Source organism: Pseudomonas sp. PDM19 (assembly GCF_014852215.1).
In the GTDB taxonomy this organism is placed as follows: domain Bacteria; phylum Pseudomonadota; class Gammaproteobacteria; order Pseudomonadales; family Pseudomonadaceae; genus Pseudomonas.
Genome location: NZ_JACVBG010000001.1, coordinates 909698 through 933216 on the forward strand (window position 1 = coordinate 909698; position 23519 = coordinate 933216).

A 23519-nucleotide genomic window follows, 5' to 3' on the forward strand; every position below is an offset into this window, starting at 1 on the left:
TTCACCTTCGAGACCCCACCGTGCGAACCGACAGCCGCCTCTCGCGCATGCTCCACGTGCTGCTGCACATGGCCCGCGACGACCAGCCCGTGACCTCCGAGCGTATCGCCCAGATGCTCGGCACCAACCCGGCCGTGGTGCGGCGGACCATGGGCGGCCTGCGCGAGGCCGGCTACGTGCGCTCGGAGAAGGGCCACGGTGGCGGCTGGACGCTGGACTGCGACCTGGCCCAGGTCACGCTGCTGGATGTCTACCGCGCGGTGGGCAGCGAGCGGCTGTTCGCCATGGGCTTCGATAACGTGCACCCGGATTGCCTGGTGGAAAAGGTGGTCAACGACGCGCTGCAGGACGCCATGGAGCAGGCCACCGCCATCCTCCTTGAACGCCTGGGCGCCGTGTCCCTGGCCGATCTCGCCGAACGCTTCACGGCGCTTTACCCGAAAGACCACTGATGATTCCTGGTTGAAATGCCGGTCGATGACCGGCATTGACCCTGTGCGCTCAATCAAGTTACTTTAAAAGTAACGAAAGATACCAAGCCCACCAGGAACCTCCCATGATCGATCTCTTGAACTCGCCGCTGGCCGGCGCGCTGTGGACCTGCCTTGCCCTGGCCATCGCCGCCTCCGCGCTGTCCATGACCGTCACCCAGACCGAACTCTTCGCACCCCTGCGCGCACTGGCCTGGAAGGTCCACCCGCAGGTCGGCCACCTGTTCCAGTGCTTCTACTGCTTCAGCCACTGGGTGGTGATCGCCGGCACCCTGGTCTACCGTCCGGTAGTGATCGCCAGTGGCTGGGCGCCGGTCGACTGGCTGGTGGCGACCTTCTTCACCATCGCCCTGACGGCGATGTTCTGCGGGCTGCTGTTCAAGGTGTTCCTCACCGCCATGGCCAAAGCCGTGAGCGAGCGGGAGCTGAAGAAGCTGTTCGCCAGCGAGTGACCAGAAAGGACTCTGCATGACCCCCGCCGAACTGATGGCCCCGTTCCACGACCCCGACGCCGCCGCGCGCTACGCGGAGAACCCGCCGCGCTTCGTCCCCGGCCTGTTCGACCTGCACCGCATGGTGGCCATCCTGCTGGCCGAGCAGGCGCCGCACGACGGCCACCTGCTGGTACTCGGCGCGGGCGGCGGCATGGAGCTGCGTGCCTTCGCCGAAGCCCAGCCGGCCTGGCGCTTCACCGGCGTTGACCCCTCCGCCGAGATGCTCGCGGTGGCCGCGCAGATGCTCGGGCCGAACGCTGGACGCGCTGACCTGCTGCAGGGCTACATCGACGACGCTCCGCCGGGCCCGTTCGACGGTGGCGCCTGCCTGCTGACCCTGCATTTCCTGCCCGAGGCGGAACGCCTGCGCGTGCTGCGCGAAATCCATGCCCGGCTCAAGCCTGATGCAGCCTTCGTCACGGCGCATCTCTGCGTACCGCAAGGCGCCGGCGAGCGGGCTCGCTGGCTGTCGCGCTACGCCGAGTTCGCCGTCAGCTCCGGGATGGAGCCGGGCAACGCGCAGCAGGCACGCAACGCCGTGGATGCGCACCTGAACATCCTCACCCCCGAGCAGGACGAAGCGCTGCTCTGGGAGGCCGGCTTCAGCCGCATCGAAGCCTTCTACGTCGGCTTCGCTTTCCGTGGCTGGGTTGCACTCGCTTGATACGGACCTCTGCTAGGCTGGCGTCCCGTTTTGCGCTGGACGCCAGTCGATGCAGATTCCTGCCACCCACGTCATCCACCAGACCGAACACTGGCTGCTCAACCACCATCTGGCGTCCGCCTTGCCGGGCTACCTGATGCTCGGTTCGAAGCAGCCGGTGGAGTCCCTGGCCGACCTGCCGGAAGCCGCGCTGGCGGAAATGGGCGTGCTGATGGCGAAGGTCCAGCGCATCCTCGAAGAGACACTGCACCCCAGATGGCTGTATATCGGCCGTTTCGGCCATTCGCCGGGCTTCCCCATCCACTTCCATTTCATCCCGGTATACGCCTGGGTCGAGGAAGCCTTCTGGGCCGATGAGCGCTATCGCTCACTCAGTCAGTTCGCCCATATCGAGGATGCCTCCACCCAGACCGACGGCGCCGAACTGACCCTGTTCGTCTGGCGTGAATTCGGCGAGGCGCCGGTGCCGCCCGCCGTGCAGGGGCCGTCGATCGAGCAGGTGATCGAGCGGTTACGCGGGCGTTTCGTCCAGCCCCAGTGACGCCAGCAACCAGTCATGGAACAACTGCGCCGCCGGTGACAGCTGGCGGTGGCGCAGGGACACCAGGTACTCGCCGCGCTCGGTGACCATGGCCAGGTCCGTCACCCGCTGCATCTCGCCGTTGGCCACCGCATCATCCGCCATGAACCCCCAGGCCAGGCCGATGCCCATACCTTGCTGCACGGCGCGGTAGGCGAGGGTGAGCTGGTTGAACACCGGGTCGCTCTCCGCCGGCTGGTAATCCTTGCCGAAGTGACCGAACCAGTCGTGCCAGTCCAGGCAGCTCCAGGCCGAAGTATCCAGTTGCACCAACGGCGCGGCGGCGAGCTGGTCGAGGGTGGTGATGCGGGATGCGTCGAAGTCCGGCCGGGCGACCGGGTAGACCACTTCGGGCAGCACGAAGCGGCTGTTCAGCGTGGTCCAGTCGCCCGCGCCGTAGAGGATGCCCAGGTCGAAATCCACCAGGCTGGCTTCGTCGATCTCGTTGATTGCGTGCACGTGCACGGCGATGCCGGGGTGGGCCTTGTTGAATTCGATCAGCTTGGGGAACAGCCAGAACTGCGCCAGCGCGTGGGTCGCCAGCACCGACACGGCGTTGCTCTGGTGCACGTTGCGGATGCGCCGCACGCTGTGCTGCAGGCGATCCAGCAGCATGTCCACGGTGGTCAGCAGCTCCGCGCCGGCGGCGGTCAGGGTCACGCCGCGCGGTTTGCGCTCGAACAGCGGCACCTTGAGGCTGTCTTCCAGCGCGCGCATCTGCTTGCTCACCGCGCTCTGGGTGAGGAACAGCTCGGTGGCGGCCTGGGTGAAGCTGCCATAGCGGCCCACGGCCTCGAAGGTGATGAGAGTTTCCAGGGGTGGCAGGGTGCGCAGGTAACGGCTGATGACGGCTCTCCGGTGAAAGGCCTGAGGCATTCCTTGTGGGAATGTCTCGGTGCGGATTTATCCTTGGTCAGAACCTACCACAACCGCTACCGTGGCGGCTCTTTATGGGCATTCACTGAAGTATCGAGGTTGTTGGAGATGAAACGCGGGGTGGTCTACGCAGGCATGGCAGGGGCAATCTGGGGTGGGGTGATCCTCGCGCCGTCGCTGGTGCCGGAATTCAACCCGCTGCTGATCAGTTCCGTGCGTTTCGCGCTGTATGGCGCCATCTCGCTGCTGATCGCGCTGCCCGTGGCCCTCGGCCTGCTGCGCCGGGTCAGCCGCGAGGACCTGTCGATGCTGATCCGCCTGTCCCTGGCCGGCAACCTCTTGTACTTCGCGCTGCTGTCGGCGGCGGTGCAGTTCGCCGGAGTGGCGGCGGCCTCGCTGATCAACGGCATCATGCCGCTGGCGATCAGCTACCGCAGCCGTTCCGAGCAGGACTCGCTGCCGTTGTCGCGGATGAAGATGCCGCTGGCGCTGGTGGCGCTGGGCATTCTCTGCATCAACCTCGATCCGTCGGCGCTGATGGCGGCCGGCAGCACGCCGGGCGAGCGCATCCTCGGTATCGTCTGTGGCTTCTCGGCGGTGGTCTGTTGGTCCTGGTTCGCTACCGCAAACGCGCGCTACCTGAAGGCCAGCCACTTCAACAGCCACGAATGGTCGACGCTGACCGGCGTGGTCACCGGGGTCATGGCCGTGGTGCTGGCGGGCGTCGGTGTACTGATTGCGCCGCAGGCGGTGCCGACCGGCATTTCCGCGGAGCGCTGGATGGTCTTCCTCTGGGTCTCGCTGTTCCTCGCCATCTTCGGCTCGTGGGTCGCCAATGGTCTGTGGAACGCCGCGACGCGCCGCCTGCCGATGAGCCTCGGTGGCCAGCTGATCGTCTTCGAGACGCTGTTCGCCTGCGCCTATGCCTACATCAACGAACAGCGGTTGCCGGGCCCGGTTGAGGCGCTGGCGATTGTCCTGCTGACCGTTGGCGTGCTCTGGGCCATCGGCCTGCACCGTACGCCGGCTGAGGTCCCGGCGCGCGCCGTGGAGTCCTGAGTCAGGTCTTCGGGCTGCCTTCCAGGCGCGGGCTCCAGTCTTCCACTGCGCCGTTCTCCAGGCGCCGCGACAGGGTGCGGCGCCAGTTCGGTGGTAGCGGCAGTTCCAGGCATTCGCGCAGCACGTCTGCGTTCACGCGCTTGTCGAACAGCACGGCGGAAAGCCGTTGCAGCGACCAGTCGGAGTAGGGGCGCTCGACCAGTTCGAGCGACGCTCCGGCGGCCACCGCGCCTTCCTCCAGCACCCGGTAGTACCAGCCGGTGCGTCCCGATTCCTGCACACGCAGGGCCATCTGCGCCACGTCGAAGCGATCGTTGAGCTTCCAGCAGGGCATGCGCCCCTGGGAAACCTCCAGCAAGGCCGTGCCGGCGCGGATGCGGTCGCCCAGGCAGAGGTCCGCTTCGGTCCAGCCGGTGGTGCTGAAGTTCTCGCCGAACGCGCCGGGCTGGCCCAGCAGCGGGTGCGCGCCCAACTCGGCGGCCCAGTCCGCGTAGTGCTCGCGGGGGTAGTGGTGGATGGCCTTTTCGATGCCGCCGTGAACGCGCAGGTCGCCTTGCTCGTCGCTCTCCAGCCCCAGCGTGGTCACCGCCAGAATGGCCTGGCGCGGTTGCTTGGCGATGGCGCTGCGCGAACCGGGCCGGGTGAAGGGCACGGCTTGGCCGGTGAGGAGGGCGTCGAGGGAAACGGCGGGCAGGCTCATGTCGGGATTCTCGGGCTTGGAAATGGTATCGACCAAAAACTACCTGGACAAAATCCGTCAGGACGGTAGGCTCTGTCAAGGTTTCGATTCGATACCAAGTAATTCCCCGTTCGATTTCAGCGAGAGTCCGCCATGCAGAAGTACCGCCTGACTATCCAGCGCCACGGCCAGTTGCTCGGCCATTTCGATTCCGATCTGCCCTGGGCTCGTGACGCCGTGCGCGCCATCGCCGAGAGCCTGGGCGGGCAGGATTTCGACCTGGAGCTGCAGGTCGCCGACAGCGAACGACGCCTGCTGGAAAGCTCGCCAGCCGGCATCAAGGTGCTGGCCAGCGAGCCGTTGTTCCGCCCGGTGCCGTTGCACACCTTGTAGGAACGGGCCATGCGCGCGATCGTGGGCATGGCGCGCTCCTACAGGTTGAATCTGGTGTCTGACGTAGGGCGCATAACCCGGCACGGGTTATCCGCCGGTTACGTCACGGCGGATAACGCTGGCGCGTTATGCGCCCTACCAGTGCGGCCGAGGCACTACGTAGGGTGGCGTGGAGCGCGCGGGCAGCATGGGTATCGCTGCGCTCCACCCATCCTGTAAAAGCCGCTGAGGCTGTCAGGTGCGGAGGTGGTTTTCCAGCAGGCCGACGGCGTCGCGCCAGCGCAGCCAGAGGTTGCCCTGCCAGTCCATCACCGGCAGCGACTCGCCCAGCAGGTGCTGCATGCGCCGGCGCGGCAGGCGGGCGTCGAGGTTGGAGGCGTCGCGCAGGGCGGGTACTACATCGTTGGTCAGCCATTGGCGCAGGCTGCGGTTTTCCGGGTGGTGGCAGTAGATGAGCAGCAGGGCGTATAGGCCGCTCTCGCTGACCAGCAGTTCCGGTTCGGTACTGCCGGCAAGGCGCTCGCGGCGGGACTGGTCGTGGTCCAGCCGGCCGATGAGATGGGCTTCGACGGGGCGGTTGATCAGCTTGCTCAGGTCACGCACCACGAACCACGCCTGCTGCTCGATCAGCAGGGCGCGCAGTTGCCGGTTGTAGCGGACGAACAGGGTCGGGATCAGGCCGTCGTCGGCCGGGGAAATCGAAAGGTTCATGCTGTTGCTCCTTGTACGTTCAAGAAGCCGCCGCCCGAAACTGCCGAAGAGGGAGGCGGACCGTGCAAGGGTGGAAAACCAGCTTGTTCGTAAACGCCGGCCGGGCCAAAGCCCGCCTCACACGGCCCGCCATAGACAGCGAAGCGAATCCGGCACCGAGGTGGTGCCGGACTGCCACTGCATACAGCGATTACGAACAAAGATCAGGTTTCCACACCTGGCCACGATGACGCTGTGGCAGGGCGAAACGCTAAGCAGTGAGTTCGTAGGACCGCAACGCCGGAAAAGTGTAGGGACCTTCCCCTGCACCCCGCAGCGGCTTCACCTGATTGGCGTGCTGGCTTTCAGGAATTGCGAGACCGTCGGGCATTTCCGCACGAAAACCCCTGCACCCGCGTTCCCCTGTAGGAGCGAGCCATGCTCGCGATCGCGGGCATGGCCCGCTCCTACAGGATGAGTCCGGTGTCTGACGTAGGGCGCATAACCCGGCACGGGTTATCCGCCGGTTACGTTACGGCGGATAACGCTGGCGCGTTATGCGCCCTACCAGTGCGGCCGAGACACTACGCAGGATGGCGCTCCACCCATCCTGCAAAGGCGGGATCGGCGTCAGGCGGGGAGGTGGTTTTCCATCGGGCACGGCGCAGAGCGCCTCAACCCAGCTTCTGCCCCAGCTCGCCGATGAACTGGCGCAGCCAGTCGTGGTGCGGTTTGTTGTGCCGGGCGATGTCCCAGAGCATGAAGCAGCGGAAGGACGGCACCGGGAAGGGCACCGGGCTGACGGTCAGGTCGGTCATCGCCGCATAGCTTTCGGCGGCGAAGGTCGGGATGGTGGCGATCACTTCGCTGCTCATCAGCGTCGTCAGCGCGCCACTGAAGTGGGTGAAGGAGGCGGTGACCCGGCGCGCATAACCGGCGGCCTCGAACATGTCGTCGATGAAGCCGCGCCGGCCGTCATAGGACACCCGCACATGGTTCGCCGCGAAGTATTCCTCCAGGCCGATGGGCAGGTCCGCCGCACGACCGCGCGGGCGGTACAGGCAGGAGTAGGACGAGGAGAACAGCACCTGGGACGAGTAGCTGGTGCCGAAATCCTTCGGCTCGCTGCAGATCACCAGGTCCATGTCCGGGTCCTGCAGGGACTGTTTCCAGAGCGAGCTGTTGCTCTGGTGGAAGGCGAAGCTCACGCCCAGTCCTTCCGCCGCCGCGGCGTTGACGATGCGCGGCGCGAGGCAGGCCTCGATATCGTCGGACAGACCGATGTTGAACACGTAGCTGGACTCGTGGGCGGAGAACTCCGGCTCGCTGCCCAGCACGCCGGAGATCGAGGTGAGCGCCTCGGCGATCTTCGGCGCCAGCTCCATCGCCTTGCGCGTGGGCTGCATGCCCGAGGCGGTGCGGATGAACAGTTCGTCAGCGAAATGCTCGCGCAGCCGGCGCAGCGCCGCGCTCACCGCGCCCTGGGTCACATGCAGCACGGCCGAGGCGCGGGTGGCGCTGCGCTCGGTCATCAGGCAGTGGAAGGTGAGCAGAAGGTTGAGGTCGATCCGCGAGATATTACGTACGTTAATCCGGCTCATATTTCCTAATCGTTTGCCCTGCGCCCGCGGGGATTCCTAGTCTGGCGTCCACACAACCATAACAAGGGATGGAGAATCCTGTGGACGCGATTTCGCAAAGCGTGGGTGCAAGCAGCATCCGTACCAGGGGCGGGCAGTCGGATATCCGCAAGCGGGCCATCGCGGTCGGCATCGGCAATTTCATGGAGTGGTTCGACTTCGCCATCTACGGCTACTTCGCCGCAGTGATCGGCATGCTGTTCTTCCCCTCCAGCGCGCCGGGAGTCTCGCTGCTCTCGTCACTGGCGGTGTTCGCCGTGGGCTTCCTTTCGCGGCCGTTCGGCGCGCTGATCCTCGGCCCCATCGGTGACCGCTTCGGCCGCCGCGCGGTGCTGATCATCACGGTGTTCGGCATGGGCGTGTGCACCACCATCATCGGCCTGTTGCCCTCCTATGAGGCAATCGGCATCGCTGCGCCGATCCTGCTGATCGCCATGCGCTTCATCCAGGGCATGATGGTTGGCGGCGAGTGGTCCAGCGCCGGCATCTACATCGTCGAGAGCGCGCCGTCGAACCGCCGCGCCACCGCCGCCAGCGTGATCACCGGCACCGCCGGGCTGGCCTTCCTGTTCGGCACCTTCGCCGCTGCGAGCATTTCCTCGGCGCTGGATGATGCGCAGCTGGCGGCCTGGGGCTGGCGCCTGCCGTTCGTGGCGTCGATCGTGATGACCGGCATTGCCGTGTTCATCCGCCGCAAGCTGGGGGATACGCCGGTCTACGAGGAAATGGTGCGCCAGCGCGATGCGCTCAAGGCACAGGCGCCGAGCAAGGCCGTGCGCCGCCGGGCGTTCATCACGACCTTCGCCTTCTCCGCGCTGTTCGGCGTGTCGCTGTACTACTTCATCACCTACGCCAACAACCACCTGGTCAGCACCGTCGGCCTGCCGCGCAGCAGCGCGCTGTGGCTGTGCAGCATCGCGCTGGTGGTCTACGTGATCGTCAACCCGCTGATCGGCCGCCTAAGCGACGCCATCGGCCGGCGCAAACTGTTGCTGGGCGCGGCCGCTGCGCTGACTGTGCTGGCCTACCCGATCTTCCTGTTGCTCAACACCGGCAACCCGCTGGCGATCCTCGCCGGGCTCACGGTGATGGGCGTGCTGGTGGCGATCACCGCAGTGATGGACGTGGTGCTGCTGGTGGAAGTCTTCCCGGCGTCGATCCGCTCCACCGGCGCGGCCCTGGGCCACAACCTGGCCCTGGCGATCCTCGCCGGCCCCGGTCCCTTCATCGCTGCAGCGCTGATCCGCCAGACCGGCGACGCGAACCTGCCGGCGGCCTATTTGGCGGCGGTCTCCCTGGTCTGCCTGGTGGTGCTGTGGAAGACCCTGCCGGAAACCCGCGACAACGACATCAGCCGCTTCTAGGCCCCCAAAAAATTCTCAGATAGTCAGCCCCAGACAGGAGTCCCCATGACCCGTGTAGCAATCATCCAGGCCGCCTCCGTTCCCTACGAGCCCATGGCCAGCGTCGAGAAGGCCGCCGGCATCCTGCGCCGGGTGGCGGAGCAGGGCGCGAAACTGGCGGTATTCCCCGAGGCTTACATCGGCGGCTACCCCAAGGGCGCAGCCTTTGGCAGCGTGGTGGGCAACCGCAGTGCCGCCGGGCGCGAGCTCTACCAGCGCTACGTCGAGGGCGCCGTGGCGCTGGACGGCCCGGAGCTGGCCGCGCTGGCCGAAAGTGTCGAGCAGACGGGCGTGACCACGGTGGTCGGCATTATCGAGCGCCACGGCCGCACCCTCTACTGCACCGCCGTGACCCTGGCGCCCGGCCGGGGTATCGCCGGCTATCACCGCAAGCTGATGCCCACCGGGCAGGAGCGCTTGATCTGGGGTTTCGGCGACGGCTCGACCATCGAGCCGGTGCAGACCGACTTCGGCGTGCTGGGCAGCGTGATCTGCTGGGAGAACTACATGCCGGCGCTGCGCCAGGCCATGTATGCGCAGGGTGTGCAGCTGTACTGCGCGCCGACGGCGGATGATCGCCCGACCTGGGCGGCGTCGATGCAGCACATCGCGCTGGAAGGCCGGGTGTTCGTGCTCTCGGCCTGCCAGGCGATCCGCCTCGGCGAATACCCGCAGCAGCACCGCGAGGCATTCGGCCTGACGCACAAGGAAGACGACTACGTGATGCGGGGCGGCAGCATGATCGTCAGCCCGCTGGGCGAGGTGCTGGCCGGACCGGTGTTCGATTGCGAGACCGAGCTTTATGCCGACCTCGACATGGGCCTGCTGGAGCAGGGCAACCTCGACTTCGACGTGGTCGGCCACTATGCGCGGCCGGACGTCTTCGAACTCAAGGTCAACACTGCGCCACTGCGCCCGGTGACCTTCGAGGGTTGATGGCAAGCGCCCGGCACCTGTGGGCGCCGGGCTTTCCCTCAGCGGTCGACGCGTTGCTGCAGGTGCGCCGGGTAGCGCTCACCGACGATCTCGATCTCGCGCAATGCCGCTTCGATGGCCGCCAGGTCGGTGGCGTCCAGCACCAGCGAGGCCGCACCGAGGTTTTCTTCCAGGCGATGCAGCTTGGTGGTGCCAGGGATCGGCACTATCCACGGCTGCTGGGCCAGCAGCCAGGCGATGGCGATCTGCGCGCGGGTCGCGCCCTTGCTCTCGGCGAGGCGGCCGAGCACGTCGATCAGCCCGGCATTGGCCTTGCGGTTCTCCTCGGAGAAGCGCGGCACGACATTGCGGAAATCGCTGGCCGAGAACTGCGTGCGCTCGTCGATGGCGCCGGTGAGGAAGCCCTTGCCCAGCGGGCTGAAGGGCACGAAACCGATGCCCAGTTCGGCCAGTAGCGGGAGGATTTCCTTCTCCGGCTCGCGCCACCACAGCGAGTACTCGCTTTGCAGCGCCGCCACCGGCTGCGCCGCATGGGCGCGGCGGATGGATTGCGGGCCGGCTTCGGAAAGACCGAAGTGCTTCACCTTGCCTTCGCGGATCAGCTCGCCGACGGCGCCGGCGACGTCTTCCATGGGCACGTTCGGGTCGACCCGGTGCTGGTAGAAGAGGTCGATGCGGTCGGTCTTCAGGCGCTTGAGCGAGGCTTCCGCCACGGCGCGGATGTTCTCCGGGCGGCTGTCCAGGCCGAGGGAAACGTCACCGTCCCTGAAGCCGAACTTGGTGGCGATCACCACCTGGTCGCGCACTGGCGCCAGGGCTTCGCCCAGCAGCTCCTCGTTGGCGAACGGGCCGTAGGCCTCGGCGGTGTCGAAGAAGGTCACGCCGCTGTCGAAGGCGGTACGTAACAAACGAATGCCATCGTAACGGTCGACCGCCGGCCCGTAGCCGTAGCTCAGACCCATGCAGCCCAGGCCCAGTGTCGATACCTGCAGGCCGTTGTGGCCGAGTGTGCGCTTGTCCATCGAAGTCTCTCCAATCGAAAGTCAGTCCTGAAGCGGGAAGGGCAGGAATGCCCGGCGAAACGCCTGGAATGGACTTTACTCAAGGACTTTCATCGTGATTAGACGGTTGAAACCGCATTCGCCTATGAGCGTGGCTCATGGGTTATGGCGGGGCATTCATGAGGCTGCCTCATAGGTCCAAACGCGTTTCGGCGCTTAATCGCAGGCGTGGCAGGGCCTAGCATGGTGCCCAGTCAACGGGTCAAGCGGAGAACACCATGAGCGAACCAGCTTCCACCGCCCACAAGGCTTTCGGCGATATCGCCCCGGCGCTGGCCGACTACACCGACCAGGTGCTGTTCGGCGATGTCTGGGAGCGCGCCGGGCTTTCGCCGCGTGACCGCAGCCTGGTCACCGTCTCCAGCCTGGTGGCGCGCTACCAGGCCAATGAACTGTATTTCCACCTGGGCAAGGCGCTGGACAACGGCCTGACCCGCGAGGAACTGATCGAAGCCATCACCCACCTGGCTTTCTATTCCGGCTGGCCCACGGCTTCCACCGCGCTGGGCGTCGCCCGCCGCGTGTTCGCCGAGCGCGATGCCGCCTGAGGAGCATTCCATGGAATACCGTTACCTGGGCCGTAGCGCCCTGAAAGTGTCGCCCCTGTGCCTGGGCGCGATGATGTTCGGCGGCGAGACCGACGAGCCGACCTCGCGGCGCATCATCGACAAGGCCTTCGAGCAGGGCGTCAATTTCATCGACACCGCCGACGTCTACCACAAGGGCCGCTCCGAAGAGGTGGTGGGTCGTGCGGTGGCTGCCCGGCGCGATGACTGGGTGATCGCCAGCAAGTTCGGCAACGCCCTGGGCGAGGGGCCGAACAACCGCGGCCAGTCGCGCAAGTGGATCTACCAGGCGGTGGAAGACAGCCTGCGCCGGCTGGGCACCGATTACCTGGACATCCTCTACTTCCATCGCACCGACGTCGATGCGCCGCTGGAAGAGGGCCTGCGTGCGGTGGGCGAGCTGATCCGCCAGGGCAAGGTGCGCTACTACGGCCTGTCCAACTTCCGTGGCTGGCGCATCGCCGAAGTGGTGCGCCTGGCCGACCAACTGGGCATGGACCGGCCGGTCTGCAGCGAGCCGCTGTACAACCTGGTGGACCGCACCGCCGAGGTCGAGCAATTGCCTGTCGCCGGCCACTACGGCATCGGGGTGGTGCCCTACAGCCCGTTGGCCCGCGGCGTGCTCACCGGCAAGTACCGGCCCGGCGCCGAGCCGCCGGCGGATTCACGCGTCGGCCGTGGCGACAAGCGTATCCAGCAGACCGAATGGCGCCCCGAATCCCTGCAGATCGCCCAGCGCATCGCCGAGCATGCGATCGCCCGTGGCACTACGCCGGCAGCGTTCGCGCTGGCCTGGGTGCTGAACAACCCGCTGGTCAGCTCGCTGATCGCCGGCCCGCGCACCGAGGAGCACTGGGATGGCTACCTGCCGGCGCTGGAGCTCCAGCTGACCGCCGAGGACGAAGCCTTCGTCGACAGCCTGGTGCCGCCCGGCCACGCCTCCACCCCCGGCTACAGCGATCCCGCCTATCCCGTCGAAGGCCGCCCGGCCCGTCGTTGAAATCCATCCACTCGAAGCGTCAGGAGCAATACCGATGAAGACCCTTGGATACGCCGCGCAGAACCCGCAGGACCCGCTCGGCCCCTTCACCTTCGAGCGCCGTTCGCTGCGCGACAACGACGTGGCGATGGACGTGCTCTACTGCGGCGTCTGCCATTCCGACCTGCACCAGGCCCGCAACGACTGGGGCTTCAGTCGTTACCCGATGGTGCCGGGCCACGAGATCGTCGGCCGGGTCACCGCCGTCGGACCGAAGGTGACGCGCTACAAGGTCGGCGACGCCGTGGCGGTGGGCTGCATGGTGGACTCCTGCCAGGAGTGCGATCAGTGCCGCAAGGGGGAGGAGCAGTTGTGCCGGCAGGGCAATACCCAGACTTACAACGGCGTTGATCGCGTGACCCGCGAAGCGACCCAGGGTGGTTATTCCAAGCAGTTGGTGGTGCGCGAGGAGTTCGTCCTGCGCGTGCCGGACGGCCTGGACCTGAGCAAGGCGGCGCCGCTGCTGTGCGCCGGCATCACCACCTATTCGCCGCTGCGTACCTGGAACGTAGGGCCGGGCAGCCGCGTGGGCGTGGTCGGTCTCGGCGGGCTGGGCCACATGGCGGTGAAGCTCGCCATCGGCCTGGGCGCCACGGTCACAGTGCTCAGCCGCACGGCGGACAAGCGCAGCGATGCCATGGAGCTGGGCGCCGATGCGCTGCTGGTGTCGTCGGATGCGCAGGCGATGAAGGCCGCGGCCAACAGCTTCGACCTGATCATCGACACCGTGCCGGTGAAGCACGATCTGAAACCCTACATGCCGCTGCTGGATATCGACGGCACGCTGGTGATGGTCGGGCAGGTTGGCCCCATCGACGAGATCAGCAGTATCCCGCTGCTGCTCGGCCGTCGGCGCATCGCCGGATCGCCCATCGGCGGCATCGCCGAGACTCAGGAAATGCTCGATTTCTGCGGCAAGAAGAACATCCTGCCGGAGTGCGAGATGATCCGCATGGACGAGATCAACCAGGCCTACGAGCGCATGGAACGCTCCGACGTGCGCTACCGCTTCGTCATCGATCTGGCCACGCTGTCCTGACCCGCAACGCCTTGCGCCGGGCTTTCAGTCCTGATGGCGCAGGGCGTCTACCAGCACCGTGAAGGCGCGGGATTTCTGCCGCCGGCTCGGGTAGTAGAGGTGGTAGCCGGGGAAGGTCGGGCACCAGTCTTCCAGCACTTTCTCCAGGCGCCCGGCGGCGACGTGCTCGGTGACCATGTCTGCGGGCAGGTAGGCCAGGCCGAAGCCATCCAGCGCGGCACGCAGGATGTGCGGGCTGCTGTTGAAGGTCAGCTGGCCTTCGACCCGCGCCTTCACTTCGTGGCCGTCCCTGCTGAACTCCCAGGCCATCAGCCCGCCGTAGGTCGGCAGGCGCAGGTTCAGGCAGTCGTGGCTGGCCAGTGCCGGCACGTCCAGCGGCCGTCCCTTGCGCGCGAGGTAGGCGGGGCTGGCCACCACTGCCATGCGCAGGTCCGGGGCGATGCGCACGGCAATCATGTCCTTGGCCACCTGGTCGCCCAGGCGCACACCGGCGTCGAAGCGTTCGGCGGCGATGTCGGTCAGGCCGTAGTCGATGCTCACCTCGACCTTGATGTCCGGGTAGTCCGGCAGCACTTTCGCCAGCTTCGGCCAGAGCACGGTGCTGGCCGCGTGCTCGGCGGCGGTGATGCGCAGGGTGCCGACCGGCTTGTCACGGAAGTCGCTCAGGGCCGCCAGCTCCGCCTCGATCTCCTCGAAGCGCGGCGCCAGCGTCTGCATCAGGCGTTCGCCGGCTTCGGTGGGGGACACGCTGCGGGTGGTGCGGCTGAGCAGGCGCAGGCCCAGGCGGGTTTCCAGCGCGCGGATGGTGTGGCTCAGCGCCGACTGGGAGACGCCCAGCTGCGCCGCCGCCTTGGTGAAGCTGCCTTCGCGCGCGACGGTGACGAAGGCGATCAGGTCGTTGAAGTTTTCCCTTGGCATCTCGGCTCCGCTGCGTCCAGCGCGGCGGGGAGCCGCGCCGGGGCAGTGTATCCGATGGTTAGACGGTGACCACGACTTTGCCGAACTGCTGGTTGGACTCCAGGTAGCGGTAGGCCTCGGCTATCTCGTCGAAGGCGAAGGTGCGGGCGATCACCGGGCGCAGCGAGCCGTCTGCGAGGCCTGTGTAAATGAACTCCGTGGCTTCGCGCAGGCGCTGCGGATTTTCCAGCACTTCATAGACGCGATAGCCACGCAGGACCAGAGAACGGCTCAGTACCTCGAACAGCGGGAAGGGCGTGGGTTCGGGGCTCAGGCCGCCGTACTCGATGAGGATGCCGCCCTCGGCCATGGCCGCGGTCAGCGCTTCGAAGATCGGGCCGCCCACCGGGTCGAACACCACTCGGGCGCCGGCCTTGCCGGTGATCTCGAGCAGGCGCGAGCGCAGGTTCTCCTCTTCGCTGGCGATGACTTCGGCGGCGCCGGCCTGCAGGAGAGCTTCGCGTTTGGCCGAGGTGCGGGTCACGGCGATGGGCACCGCGCCCACGCGCCGGGCGATCTGGATGGCGGCGAGGCCGACGCTGCTCGATGCGGCAGTGATGACGACGAAGTCTCCCTCGCGCAGCCCGGCGACCTGAATCAGAGCGCCATAGGCGGTCAGGTACTGCATCCAGGTGGCGGCAGCGTCGTTCCAGCCCTGTCCCGGCGGGTTCTTCACCAGGCGAGCTTGCGGAACCACCAGATGCTCGGCGTGAGTCGGGTCTTCCTGCATCGAGGTCGGCGGCAGGACACTCACCGCATCCCCCGGAGCGAATCCGCGCACCGCGCTGCCCACGGCCTGGACCACGCCGCTGGCCTCCAGTCCCAGTCCGGAAGGGAACTGTGGGCTCTCGATGTAGCGGTCAGTGCGCAGCAGCGATTCGGCGCGATTCAGCCCCAGGGCCTTGACCCGGATACTCACTTCATCTGCGCCGGGCTGGCGAACTTCCACCGGCTCTAGGCGCAGGACTTCCGGGCCGCCGATCTGGTGGAAACGAACGGCGCGGGTCTTGGTGCTTTCCATGTGATGCTCCCATACGAAAGTGATTTGACGTAAAGCGACTATCAGTCATGGGATTTGCCCGATAAATGGCGTATAGAAACAGTTGGTCGAAATCAGGGGTTTCGAATGGATCGTCTGACCAGTATGGAAGTCTTTGTCCGAGCGGTGGACCTCGGCTCCTTCGCGGCGGCAGCGGATGCCCTGGAAATGTCTGCACCGATGGTGGGCAAGCACGTGCGCTTTCTCGAGGAGCGCCTGGGCGCCCAGTTGCTGATGCGCAGCACGCGCCGGCAGAGCCTGACCGAGGCGGGGCGGATTTATTACGAGCGCTGTCGCATGTTGCTGGCCGATGCGGAGGCGGCGGACATCCTTGCCGCCGGCGAAGTGGCTGAGCCGCGTGGTCGGCTGCGGGTGGCGATGCCGGTGCATTTTGGTCGGCGCTGCGTGGCGCCGGTCCTGCTGGAACTGGCGCAGCGCTATCCGCAACTGGAGCTGGACCTGCGCTTCAGTGACCGCCTGACGGACCTGGCGGAAGAGCAGATCGACCTGGCGATCCGCACGGGAGAACCGCAGCCCAGGGACGGCATCATTGCGCGGCGCATCGGCCGGCAGCGCATGGTGGTGTGTGCGGCGCCAGCTTACCTGGAGCAGCACGGGCGACCGGCGAGTATCGAGGAGCTGGCCGCGCACCGGGTGCTGGTCTACCACCGCTCCGGACGGATCAATCCGTGGCTGTTCCCCCGTGAGGGGTTGGAGCCGGCGGAGTTCGCGCCGAGCTCCCGGCTGCGTTTCGACGACCTGGCAGCCATTGCCGACGCAGCAGTGCGCGGCATGGGGCTGGCGTGGTTGCCCTACTGGCTGGTACGCGAGGTCATCGAGGCGGGGGCGCTGGAGGAGTTGCTGCCGGGGCAGCCGGGCTTCCTCTACGACGTTCATGCGACCTGGCTGCAGACCACCCAGCTGCCGCGCAAGGTGCGGCTGGCAATCGATGCGCTGGTCGAGGTGATGCCCGGCCTTGTAATGCCGGCGCAGGAGTAGGGCGGTCGTGCCGACCGCCTGAGGGTGTCACTTGGCCGGAGTGAGCTGCAGCACGCGGTCGCGGCCACCTTCGGCGAGCAGGTAGCCGCCCTTGCCGTCGGGCACGATGGACTGCGGTGCCTTGAGGAATGACAGGATGGTGCGCGGTTCACCCTTGCCGTCCCACAGCAGCAGGCGCGCGCGGTGGGTGGAGTCTTCGCTGATCCACAGGCCGCGCTGGTCGCACATCAGGAAGGTGGGCTGGTTCAGGCCGGAGAGCAGGGCCGGGTCCTTGCCGTCGTCGCTGAACTGGTGCACCACGCCTTTCTTCTTTTCGGTGTAGAGCAGCTTGCCGTCGGTGCAGCGGGTGACGGATTCGGTTTCCTGCAGTTTGTCGCGCAGCACGGTCAGTGCGCCATCGCTCCACCGGTAGCGCAGCAGGCGGCCGTCGTCGCGGCGGTCCTCGATGGCATAGAGGTTTTCACCGTCGTCCCACAGGCCCTGGACGGACTGGCCCATGAACAGGTCGGTGACCTTGCCGTCCCTGAGCAACTGCACCGGTTTGCCGTCGGATTCCTGGCTGAACACCCAGCCGCCCTGGGCGGCGATCATGCCGTCAGGCTTGGACAGCCCGTCGACTATGACCCGGCGCTCGCCGTCGGCGGCGATACGCAGGATGTTGCCCTTGTCCTTCTTCAACTCCTGGCTGACCAGTAGGCCGCCATCGGGCAGCGGTACCAGCGACGCGGCTTTCTGCACGTTCTTGTGCAGCACCTCCACGGACCAGCCATCGGTGGCCTGCACCGGATAGAAGCCTTGCCAGGCGAAGAAGCCAAGGGCGGCCACGACAATGGAGCCGGTGCCGATCAGGGCAAAGCGAATCAGCGGGCGGCGGGGCGAACGCACGGAAGTCTGGGACATGTATCGGCTGCCAAAACTGAAGGTGGGCAACACTGGGGCGATCCATTTGGATTTATGCCTTCCTGGCATCCAGCGCGCAGCCGGGCATGGTAACCAGACAGTTCATCGGTGAGCTAGGGCGAAACAGCGTGATAGACATCACGCGGGGCAGGGCGGGTACGCCGGGGCAATCGTCGTAAATCCGACCATATTGGGACGAATGTGCCGCGAATTGGCAGACATTGCCTGGGGAATTTGCGGTGTTTTGTCGCGTATGTGCTGATTTGCCGGCCATGCGGGAGAACTGGGAAGACGGCTTGATGGCCAATGGCCTACAATTCCTGCGTCCTTTGCTGAGGACAATCCAGACGGCTGTTGCGGACAGGAAGTCCGCAACAGCCGTTTTCTTTTGTGTGCTTATTGCTCGGCCAGACGAATCACGGAGTCCGCTTTGGCCGACAGGACCTCGGGTTTCTGCAGGCGCGTCGGGACGCCCCGCAGCACTGGACCCAGCTCGCTGGTGCTGACGGGCTTGCCGAACAAATGCCCTTGCGCCGATTCGCACTCCAGGGTTTGCAGTTGACGATGCTGGCTGGCGTTCTCGACACCCTCGGCCACCACCATAAGACCCAGTTCGCGGCCAAGGGCCAGCGCATTGCGCAGGACGATGTGGCGGCGCGGATCGCCGTTGTTGAGGTCGGCAAGGAAGGTTCGGTCCAGCTTCAGTTCGGTGAACGGCAGTTCGACCAGGCGCTGCAGCGTGGAGTGGCCGGAGCCGAAATCATCGATCGCCAGACCGCAACCGAGCAGGCGCAGGCGCAGTACGTTTTCCAGGCTTAGCGGCGGCGCATGCAGCGGCGAAGTCTCGGTCAGTTCGAAGGTGACATTTTTCGGGTCCATCTCCAGTCGACGGAATACACGTTCGACAGCGGAGGCGAAGTCTGTCTGCGCCAACTGCTCGGATTCCAGATTGAAGGAAAGCTCCAGGTCGGCGCGATTGTGCGCCCGCAGTGCCTCGATGGCCTGACGCATCAGTTCGAACAACCCTTTGTCGAGCTGCCCATTGCGACGCAGGACCGGCAGGAATTCGCCGGGTGCCAGCAGTTGCCCGTCTTCGCGCTGCCAGCGGGCCAGTACTTCGAAGCCGTAGATCTGTGCCGTGGCAACTGTCACTTTCGGCTGCAGGAAGGCGCGCAGGGCGCCGCTGCCCAGCACCTCGGCGGGCGTCCCTTCTTTGCTCTGCTCCCCCTGCTGAGAGAGTGCGGAACGCGCTTCCTGTGGCTGGAAGTCCGCCAGCAGTGCGCGCAGGCGCTCCAGCGTGGCGGCTTCGTTGCCGAGCCAATAGACCTTCAGACCCTGCACCTGCAGAAGATGGGCGAGGGCGGTCCAGGTACCCGGCGCCAGTTCGCCGCTGACCACAACGCCTTGAGCTAGCCCTTCTCGGGCCACAGTCTGGAGAAACTCCAGACGCGCCACCGGCTCGCTGCGCACATCGCAGATCAACAGGTGTACGCCACCCAGGCTGCGCAGGCGGTCCAGCGCGAAGGCGTTGCTGGATACCTCCGACAGGAAGCTGTAGCCGAGATGGTGCAGCGCGGTGACGGCGGTCGAGCGGTGCAGCCCGGAGGCCTGGAGTACCAGCGCGGAAAGGGGAGGCATGGAGTTTTACTCACGGAAGATTGGCTTGGCACATTTTCGAAAACGACGCCCGCCATGTGAGGCAGGGGATTCCAGTTCTTCTGTCAGTTAAATCCGACTCTGTGGGCTCGACCTGACTTCGGGTAGATGTATCCCTTCCGAAAGGAGACTGATGGTCGATCCCTTGAGGAGTTTTCATGCAGTAAATTTCTGCTCCAATCCCCATCGGTTGGCTCGCTCAGCTCTGGCATGCGCCTGCCACGCGGCACTCCGGTGAAACCCGCGGTCGACCCTCGCGGTCCCACATGTTAGGGTCCTTGGGCTCCCTTTCACGTCCGCAACGGCTACCCACGGCCTGCGGCACGCCCTGAACATGGAGAAATGGCTCATGTCACGTCCCGTACCAAGGGGACCTGTCGACACCGCCATGGTCCCGCATAGCGAGGCCTCAGCCACTGCGCTGCTGAACCTCTGGCTCAGCCGACCTCAGCAGACCGCACTGTTCCTGGATGTCGACGGAACCCTTCTGGACATCGCCGAATCTCCCGGCGCGGTTGTCGTACCGCCCGGGCTGCTCGATGCCCTCACGCACCTGCACCGCCGACTCGACGGTGCCCTGGCCCTGATCAGCGGCCGCCCGGTCGAAGAACTCGACCGGCTCCTGCAACCCTTGCGTCTTGCCGCCAGTGGTGGCCATGGCGCGCACTGGCGCGAAAGTGGCGACCGCCCCTTGCGCCGCACCAGCAAAGACCTGCCTGCCTGCGTGCGAGTGCAGTTGAACGCCCTGGCGAACCGGTATGTCGGAATCCAGGCCGAGGACAAGGGCAGCAGCTACGCGCTGCACTACCGCTCCGCACCCTCGCTCGCCGCAGCACTGCATGTCGAGTTGCAGGCTTTGCTGCGCGCGCCGGAGGGCGCAGGGCTGCGCTTGCTCAACGGCAAGCAGGTCTACGAAGTCGTCCCCGAAGGCGTCGACAAGGCCCAGGCGATCCAGCGGCTGCTGGGTATGCCTGGCTTCGCGGGACGGCTGCCGCTGTATATCGGCGACGACGTCACCGACGAGCCCGCCATCGCGTTGATGCCGGCGCTGGGCGGCCTCGGCCTTTCGGTCGGGCGTGCCTTGCCCGGTGCCAGCGCGGTGTTCAGCGACGCGGCGGATGTCCGCGCCGCTCTGATGCAAGCAGGAGGAATCAACCGATGACGAACCGGCACGAAGGTGCTCTGGAACTGGGCCTGATCGGCAACTGCCGGGTGGCCGCGCTGGTCAATCCGCAGGCACGGCTGGTCTGGTGGTGCTACCCGAACTTCGATAGCGATCCGGCTTTTTCCCGGCTACTGGCCGGCGATGATGAGAAAGGCTTTGCCGATGTGGTGCTGGAGAACCAGGCCAGCAGCACGTCCGACTACCAACGCAACACGGCGATCATCACCACCGTGCTGCAGGACGACAACGGCGGCGCGGTGCGCATCACCGATTTCGCTCCGCGTTTCCTGCAGCACGGCCATGTCTACCGCCCGGCGCAGCTGTGCCGGTTGATCGAGCCCATCGAGGGCGTACCGAAGATCACCCTGCGTGTGCGTCCGACCCACGGCTACGGCAAGCCGAGCCAGGGCGCCACCGGTTCCAGCCATATCCGCTACCTGGAAGGTGATGAGCCGCTGCGCCTGACCACCGACGCGCCGCTGGCCTATATCCAGCACGAAACGCCATTCGCCCTGCGCCATCCCGTGAGCCTGGTGATCGGCCTCGATGAACCGCTCGACAACGCTCCCGGCGAAGTGGTCCGCGATTATCTCAAACGCACCCAGAACCACTGGCACGACTGGGTGCGCGGGCTGGCCATCTGCTTCGAATGGCAGCCGGTGGTGATCCGCTCGGCGATTACCCTGAAACTCTGCAATTTCGAGGACACCGGGGCGATCATCGCCGCTGCCACCACCTCCGTGCCGGAGGCGCCCGACTCGCAGCGCAACTGGGACTACCGCTATTGCTGGCTGCGCGATGCCTACTTCGTGATCCTCGCCCTCAACCGCCTGGGCGCCACGCGGACCATGGAGGGGTACATCGACTTCATCACCACCGTGGCCAGCGGTGATGCCGAGCTCAAGCCGCTGTACGGCATCATCCCCAATCAGGATCTCACCGAGCGCATCGAGCCGGATCTTGCCGGCTTCCTCAACCACGCGCCGGTGCGGGTCGGCAATCAGGCGGTTGAGCAGAACCAGCACGACGTGTTCGGCTCGGTGGCGCTGGCGGTGCTGCAGAGTTTTGTCGACGAGCGCCTGCCCAATCCCAGCAGCGAGGGCATGCTGCAACTGTTGGAGAACCTGGCCGCCAAGGCCGTGCACGCGGCGTTCGAACCCGACGCCGGCATCTGGGAATACCGCGGCCGGCAACGCATCCATACCCATTCCGCGCTGCTCTGCTGGGTCGCTTGCGACCGCGTCGGGCGCATCGCCAAACGCCTGGGCCGCGGCGAGGAAGCCGGCGACTGGATGGACAAGGCGGCCAACCTGCGCGAACGCATCCTCGCCGAGGCCTGGAGCGAGAAGAAGCAATGTTTCACTGGCGCTTTCGGCCATGACGACCTCGATGCCAGCGTGCTGCTGATGAACGAGCTGGGCATCATCGAGGCCGATGACCCGCGCTTCATCGCCACGGTCGAGTGCATCGGTCGTGAGCTCAACGTCAACGGGCAAATGCTGCGCTATGCCGCGGCGGATGATTTCGGCGTGCCGGAAACCGCCTTCCTGGTGGTGAAATTCTGGTACCTCGACGCGCTGGCGGCCATCGGCCGCGTCGATGAAGCGCGCGAGTTGTTCGAGCAGCTGATCGCCTCGCGCAATCGTTACGGACTGCTTTCCGAGGACCTGCACCCGGACACCGGCGAACTCTGGGGGAACATTCCACAGACCTACTCCATGGCCGGGCTGATCAATTCCGCCATGCGTCTTTCCATTGGCTGGGAGGAAGGTCTATGCCGCGCCTCGTGGTGATATCCAACCGGGTCGCGATCCCCGACGAGAACGGCCCGGCGCCGGGCGGGCTGGCCGTGGCGGTGGACGCCGCCATGCGCAACCGCGAGGGCATCTGGTTCGGCTGGAGCGGTGAGAAAGCCGAGGAGCCCGGCCCGCCGACCATGGTCCAGCGCGACAACCTGCAGTACATCCTCACCGACCTGCATCCGCAGGACTTCGACGAGTACTACAACGGCTTTGCCAACCGCGTGCTCTGGCCGATCCTGCATTACCGGGTGGACCTGGCCGAGTTCAACGAGGCCGAGTTCGGCGGCTACCAGCGGGTCAACGAGTTCTTCGCCGAGCGCCTGAGCCCGCTGCTGGAGGAGGACGACGTCCTCTGGGTCCACGACTACCATCTGATCCCCCTGGCTTCGGCCCTGAGGCAGCGCGGGCATGGCAACCGCATCGGCTTCTTCCTGCATATCCCGATGCCGCCGGCCGACCTCATCACCGCGCTGCCGCATCACGACGAACTGATCCGCGCGCTCACCGAGTACAACCTGATCGGCTTCCAGACTGAAAACGACGCCAGCAACTTCGCCCGCTATCTGACCCGCGTGGTTGGCGCGGCGACTCCCGATGGCCGGCGCTATCACCTGGAGGACCAGCATTTTCGCGTCGGCGTCTTCCCGGTGGGCGTGGACGCGGCCGGTTTCCGCCGACTGGCCGAAGAGGCCTCGCAGAGCCAGGCAGCCGAGGACCTGCGCGAAAGCCTGGGCGGTCGCGCGCTGATGGTGGGGGTGGACCGTCTCGACTACTCCAAGGGCATCGTCAACCGGCTGGACGGCTACGAGCGCTTCCTCGAGCGCAACCCGGACTGGCACAACCGCGTCACCTGCCTGCAGATATCACCGGGCAGCCGCCAGGACATCCCCGAATATGCCGACATCGACGCAGCTGTGAGCGCGCGGGTAGGGCACATCAACGGGCGCTTCGGCGCCGTGTCCTGGGTGCCGCTGCGTTATGTGGCGCGCAACCACCAGCGCGCCGACATCGCCATGGTCATGCGCCACGCGCGGATCGGCCTGGTGACGCCGCTGCGCGACGGGATGAATCTGGTCGCCAAGGAGTTCGTCGCCGCCCAGGACCCGGACGATCCCGGCGTGCTTATCCTCTCCCAGTTCGCCGGCGCCGCCGCCGAGCTGGGCGGCGCGCTGATCATCAATCCTCACGACCGCGATGCCCTGGCCGACGCCATGCAGCGGGCCCTGAGCATGCCGCTCAAGGAGCGCCAGGCACGTCATCGCGACATGTATGCGGTGCTGGAGGCCAACGACATCCGCTTCTGGGGGCCCAGCTTCATCGATGCGCTGACGCGGCCGGGCAGGGCGCTGAACTGGCTGTCGAACCATTACCTCAGCCACTGAAACGCAAAA

24 protein-coding genes are annotated in these 23519 nt (G+C 66.1%); 15 read left to right on the forward strand and 9 right to left on the reverse strand.

What is annotated here, in order from left to right; all coding sequences use genetic code 11:
- The first annotated feature begins 20 nt into the window (after window positions 1-20).
- The 4 genes from IB273_RS03880 to IB273_RS03895 all read left to right on the forward strand — a co-directional run bounded on the left by IB273_RS03880 (window position 21) and on the right by IB273_RS03895 (window position 2190).
- A complete protein-coding gene (locus tag IB273_RS03880; protein WP_081520848.1) occupies window positions 21-452 on the forward strand; it encodes an Rrf2 family transcriptional regulator in 432 nt (143 codons plus the stop codon).
- 104 nt (window positions 453-556) lie between these two features.
- A complete protein-coding gene (locus tag IB273_RS03885; protein ID WP_151186924.1) occupies window positions 557-943 on the forward strand; it encodes a DUF1360 domain-containing protein in 387 nt (128 codons plus the stop codon).
- Between the two features lie 16 nt (window positions 944-959).
- The gene (locus IB273_RS03890; RefSeq protein ID WP_192223291.1) at window positions 960-1649 is read left to right on the forward strand and encodes a class I SAM-dependent methyltransferase; all 690 of its coding nucleotides are present in this window, start codon (window positions 960-962) and stop codon (window positions 1647-1649) included.
- A gap of 49 nt (window positions 1650-1698) precedes the next feature.
- Window positions 1699-2190, forward strand: a complete 492-nt coding sequence (locus tag IB273_RS03895; protein WP_192223292.1) for an HIT family protein — start codon at window positions 1699-1701, stop codon at window positions 2188-2190.
- Here the strand turns inward: IB273_RS03895 and IB273_RS03900 are convergent.
- Complete coding sequence (locus IB273_RS03900; protein ID WP_225594987.1) at window positions 2161-3105, reverse strand: LysR substrate-binding domain-containing protein; 945 nt, start codon at window positions 3103-3105, stop codon at window positions 2161-2163. The two genes, IB273_RS03895 and IB273_RS03900, sit on opposite strands and share 30 nt — an antisense overlap.
- Before the next feature lie 108 nt (window positions 3106-3213).
- Between IB273_RS03900 and IB273_RS03905 the strand changes: the two genes are divergently transcribed.
- Complete coding sequence (locus IB273_RS03905) at window positions 3214-4164, forward strand: DMT family transporter (RefSeq protein WP_192223293.1); 951 nt, start codon at window positions 3214-3216, stop codon at window positions 4162-4164.
- Between the two features lies 1 nt (window position 4165).
- Here the strand turns inward: IB273_RS03905 and IB273_RS03910 are convergent, their stop codons facing one another.
- Window positions 4166-4864, reverse strand: coding sequence for an MOSC domain-containing protein (locus IB273_RS03910; protein WP_081520843.1), 699 nt, complete (start codon window positions 4862-4864; stop codon window positions 4166-4168).
- 132 nt (window positions 4865-4996) lie between these two features.
- Here IB273_RS03910 and IB273_RS03915 point away from each other — a divergent pair, with 132 nt between their 5' ends.
- Window positions 4997-5236 (forward strand): cytoplasmic protein, encoded by a 240-nt coding sequence (locus IB273_RS03915; protein WP_081520842.1) that lies wholly within the window; start codon window positions 4997-4999, stop codon window positions 5234-5236.
- A gap of 234 nt (window positions 5237-5470) precedes the next feature.
- On the opposite strand, the gene IB273_RS03920 is transcribed toward IB273_RS03915, so the two are convergent.
- Together IB273_RS03920 and IB273_RS03925 are read right to left on the reverse strand one after the other, a co-directional pair.
- Complete coding sequence (locus IB273_RS03920; protein ID WP_151186928.1) at window positions 5471-5947, reverse strand: Bro-N domain-containing protein; 477 nt, start codon at window positions 5945-5947, stop codon at window positions 5471-5473.
- Between the two features lie 653 nt (window positions 5948-6600).
- Entirely contained in the window at window positions 6601-7527 is a 927-nt protein-coding gene (locus IB273_RS03925) for a LysR substrate-binding domain-containing protein (RefSeq protein ID WP_081520840.1), read from the reverse strand.
- An 80-nt stretch (window positions 7528-7607) separates the two neighbouring features.
- Between IB273_RS03925 and IB273_RS03930 the strand changes: the two genes are divergently transcribed.
- Together IB273_RS03930 and IB273_RS03935 are read left to right on the forward strand one after the other, a co-directional pair.
- Complete coding sequence (locus IB273_RS03930; protein WP_192223294.1) at window positions 7608-8930, forward strand: MFS transporter; 1323 nt, start codon at window positions 7608-7610, stop codon at window positions 8928-8930.
- A gap of 45 nt (window positions 8931-8975) precedes the next feature.
- The gene (locus IB273_RS03935; protein ID WP_192223295.1) at window positions 8976-9905 is read left to right on the forward strand and encodes a carbon-nitrogen hydrolase family protein; all 930 of its coding nucleotides are present in this window, start codon (window positions 8976-8978) and stop codon (window positions 9903-9905) included.
- Window positions 9906-9943: 38 nt separating this feature from the next.
- Here the strand turns inward: IB273_RS03935 and IB273_RS03940 are convergent, their stop codons facing one another.
- Window positions 9944-10927 carry an aldo/keto reductase gene (locus IB273_RS03940; RefSeq protein ID WP_192223296.1) on the reverse strand — a complete coding sequence of 328 codons (984 nt, stop codon included), beginning with the start codon at window positions 10925-10927 and terminating at the stop codon, window positions 9944-9946.
- A gap of 257 nt (window positions 10928-11184) precedes the next feature.
- Here IB273_RS03940 and IB273_RS03945 point away from each other — a divergent pair, with 257 nt between their 5' ends.
- Genes IB273_RS03945 through IB273_RS03955 form a run of 3 tightly spaced genes read left to right on the forward strand, consistent with a single transcriptional unit; the run spans window position 11185 to window position 13610 of the window.
- A complete protein-coding gene (locus IB273_RS03945) occupies window positions 11185-11514 on the forward strand; it encodes a carboxymuconolactone decarboxylase family protein (protein WP_192223297.1) in 330 nt (109 codons plus the stop codon).
- A gap of 10 nt (window positions 11515-11524) precedes the next feature.
- On the forward strand, window positions 11525-12532 hold the full coding sequence (locus IB273_RS03950) for an aldo/keto reductase (protein WP_192210926.1): 1008 nt from the start codon (window positions 11525-11527) through the stop codon (window positions 12530-12532).
- Between the two features lie 34 nt (window positions 12533-12566).
- Entirely contained in the window at window positions 12567-13610 is a 1044-nt protein-coding gene (locus IB273_RS03955) for an NAD(P)-dependent alcohol dehydrogenase (RefSeq protein WP_081520834.1), read from the forward strand.
- 24 nt (window positions 13611-13634) lie between these two features.
- Here the strand turns inward: IB273_RS03955 and IB273_RS03960 are convergent, their stop codons facing one another.
- Both IB273_RS03960 and IB273_RS03965 read right to left on the reverse strand, forming a co-directional pair.
- The gene (locus IB273_RS03960) at window positions 13635-14528 is read right to left on the reverse strand and encodes a LysR family transcriptional regulator (protein ID WP_081520833.1); all 894 of its coding nucleotides are present in this window, start codon (window positions 14526-14528) and stop codon (window positions 13635-13637) included.
- Between the two features lie 58 nt (window positions 14529-14586).
- Complete coding sequence (locus tag IB273_RS03965) at window positions 14587-15588, reverse strand: zinc-dependent alcohol dehydrogenase family protein (RefSeq protein ID WP_192223298.1); 1002 nt, start codon at window positions 15586-15588, stop codon at window positions 14587-14589.
- A gap of 105 nt (window positions 15589-15693) precedes the next feature.
- Between IB273_RS03965 and IB273_RS03970 the strand changes: the two genes are divergently transcribed.
- Window positions 15694-16605, forward strand: a complete 912-nt coding sequence (locus IB273_RS03970) for a LysR substrate-binding domain-containing protein (RefSeq protein ID WP_081520831.1) — start codon at window positions 15694-15696, stop codon at window positions 16603-16605.
- A 27-nt stretch (window positions 16606-16632) separates the two neighbouring features.
- On the opposite strand, the gene IB273_RS03975 is transcribed toward IB273_RS03970, so the two are convergent.
- Together IB273_RS03975 and IB273_RS03980 are read right to left on the reverse strand one after the other, a co-directional pair.
- Complete coding sequence (locus tag IB273_RS03975; RefSeq protein ID WP_192223299.1) at window positions 16633-17505, reverse strand: hypothetical protein; 873 nt, start codon at window positions 17503-17505, stop codon at window positions 16633-16635.
- A gap of 396 nt (window positions 17506-17901) precedes the next feature.
- Window positions 17902-19143, reverse strand: a complete 1242-nt coding sequence (locus IB273_RS03980) for an EAL domain-containing protein (RefSeq protein ID WP_192223300.1) — start codon at window positions 19141-19143, stop codon at window positions 17902-17904.
- 367 nt (window positions 19144-19510) lie between these two features.
- Between IB273_RS03980 and otsB the strand changes: the two genes are divergently transcribed.
- From otsB to otsA, 3 genes are read left to right on the forward strand one after another with little or no spacing between them, the layout of a single operon-like run.
- A complete protein-coding gene (otsB, locus tag IB273_RS03985; protein WP_225610072.1) occupies window positions 19511-20323 on the forward strand; it encodes a trehalose-phosphatase in 813 nt (270 codons plus the stop codon).
- The gene (locus IB273_RS03990) at window positions 20320-22119 is read left to right on the forward strand and encodes a glycoside hydrolase family 15 protein (protein WP_192223301.1); all 1800 of its coding nucleotides are present in this window, start codon (window positions 20320-20322) and stop codon (window positions 22117-22119) included. Before otsB ends, IB273_RS03990 begins: the two co-directional genes overlap by 4 nt.
- On the forward strand, window positions 22101-23510 hold the full coding sequence (gene otsA / locus IB273_RS03995; RefSeq protein ID WP_192223302.1) for an alpha,alpha-trehalose-phosphate synthase (UDP-forming): 1410 nt from the start codon (window positions 22101-22103) through the stop codon (window positions 23508-23510). Before IB273_RS03990 ends, otsA begins: the two co-directional genes overlap by 19 nt.
- Window positions 23511-23519 lie beyond the last annotated feature (9 nt).

Bases quoted from the DNA above. Each gene is read 5' to 3' on its own strand.
- IB273_RS03885 (WP_151186924.1), top strand. From the start codon at position 557: ATGATCGATCTCTTGAACTCGCCGCTGGCCGGCGCGCTGTGGACCTGC.
- IB273_RS03890 (WP_192223291.1), top strand. From the start codon at position 960: ATGACCCCCGCCGAACTGATGGCCCCGTTCCACGACCCCGACGCCGCC.
- IB273_RS03895 (WP_192223292.1), top strand. From the start codon at position 1,699: ATGCAGATTCCTGCCACCCACGTCATCCACCAGACCGAACACTGGCTG.
- IB273_RS03900 (WP_225594987.1), bottom strand. From the start codon at position 3,105: ATGCCTCAGGCCTTTCACCGGAGAGCCGTCATCAGCCGTTACCTGCGC.
- IB273_RS03905 (WP_192223293.1), top strand. From the start codon at position 3,214: ATGAAACGCGGGGTGGTCTACGCAGGCATGGCAGGGGCAATCTGGGGT.
- IB273_RS03910 (WP_081520843.1), bottom strand. From the start codon at position 4,864: ATGAGCCTGCCCGCCGTTTCCCTCGACGCCCTCCTCACCGGCCAAGCC.
- IB273_RS03915 (WP_081520842.1), top strand. From the start codon at position 4,997: ATGCAGAAGTACCGCCTGACTATCCAGCGCCACGGCCAGTTGCTCGGC.
- IB273_RS03920 (WP_151186928.1), bottom strand. From the start codon at position 5,947: ATGAACCTTTCGATTTCCCCGGCCGACGACGGCCTGATCCCGACCCTG.
- IB273_RS03925 (WP_081520840.1), bottom strand. From the start codon at position 7,527: ATGAGCCGGATTAACGTACGTAATATCTCGCGGATCGACCTCAACCTT.
- IB273_RS03935 (WP_192223295.1), top strand. From the start codon at position 8,976: ATGACCCGTGTAGCAATCATCCAGGCCGCCTCCGTTCCCTACGAGCCC.
- IB273_RS03940 (WP_192223296.1), bottom strand. From the start codon at position 10,927: ATGGACAAGCGCACACTCGGCCACAACGGCCTGCAGGTATCGACACTG.
- IB273_RS03945 (WP_192223297.1), top strand. From the start codon at position 11,185: ATGAGCGAACCAGCTTCCACCGCCCACAAGGCTTTCGGCGATATCGCC.
- IB273_RS03950 (WP_192210926.1), top strand. From the start codon at position 11,525: ATGGAATACCGTTACCTGGGCCGTAGCGCCCTGAAAGTGTCGCCCCTG.
- IB273_RS03955 (WP_081520834.1), top strand. From the start codon at position 12,567: ATGAAGACCCTTGGATACGCCGCGCAGAACCCGCAGGACCCGCTCGGC.
- IB273_RS03960 (WP_081520833.1), bottom strand. From the start codon at position 14,528: ATGCCAAGGGAAAACTTCAACGACCTGATCGCCTTCGTCACCGTCGCG.
- IB273_RS03965 (WP_192223298.1), bottom strand. From the start codon at position 15,588: ATGGAAAGCACCAAGACCCGCGCCGTTCGTTTCCACCAGATCGGCGGC.
- IB273_RS03970 (WP_081520831.1), top strand. From the start codon at position 15,694: ATGGATCGTCTGACCAGTATGGAAGTCTTTGTCCGAGCGGTGGACCTC.
- IB273_RS03975 (WP_192223299.1), bottom strand. From the start codon at position 17,505: ATGTCCCAGACTTCCGTGCGTTCGCCCCGCCGCCCGCTGATTCGCTTT.
- IB273_RS03980 (WP_192223300.1), bottom strand. From the start codon at position 19,143: ATGCCTCCCCTTTCCGCGCTGGTACTCCAGGCCTCCGGGCTGCACCGC.
- otsB (WP_225610072.1), top strand. From the start codon at position 19,511: ATGTCACGTCCCGTACCAAGGGGACCTGTCGACACCGCCATGGTCCCG.
- IB273_RS03990 (WP_192223301.1), top strand. From the start codon at position 20,320: ATGACGAACCGGCACGAAGGTGCTCTGGAACTGGGCCTGATCGGCAAC.
- otsA (WP_192223302.1), top strand. From the start codon at position 22,101: ATGCCGCGCCTCGTGGTGATATCCAACCGGGTCGCGATCCCCGACGAG.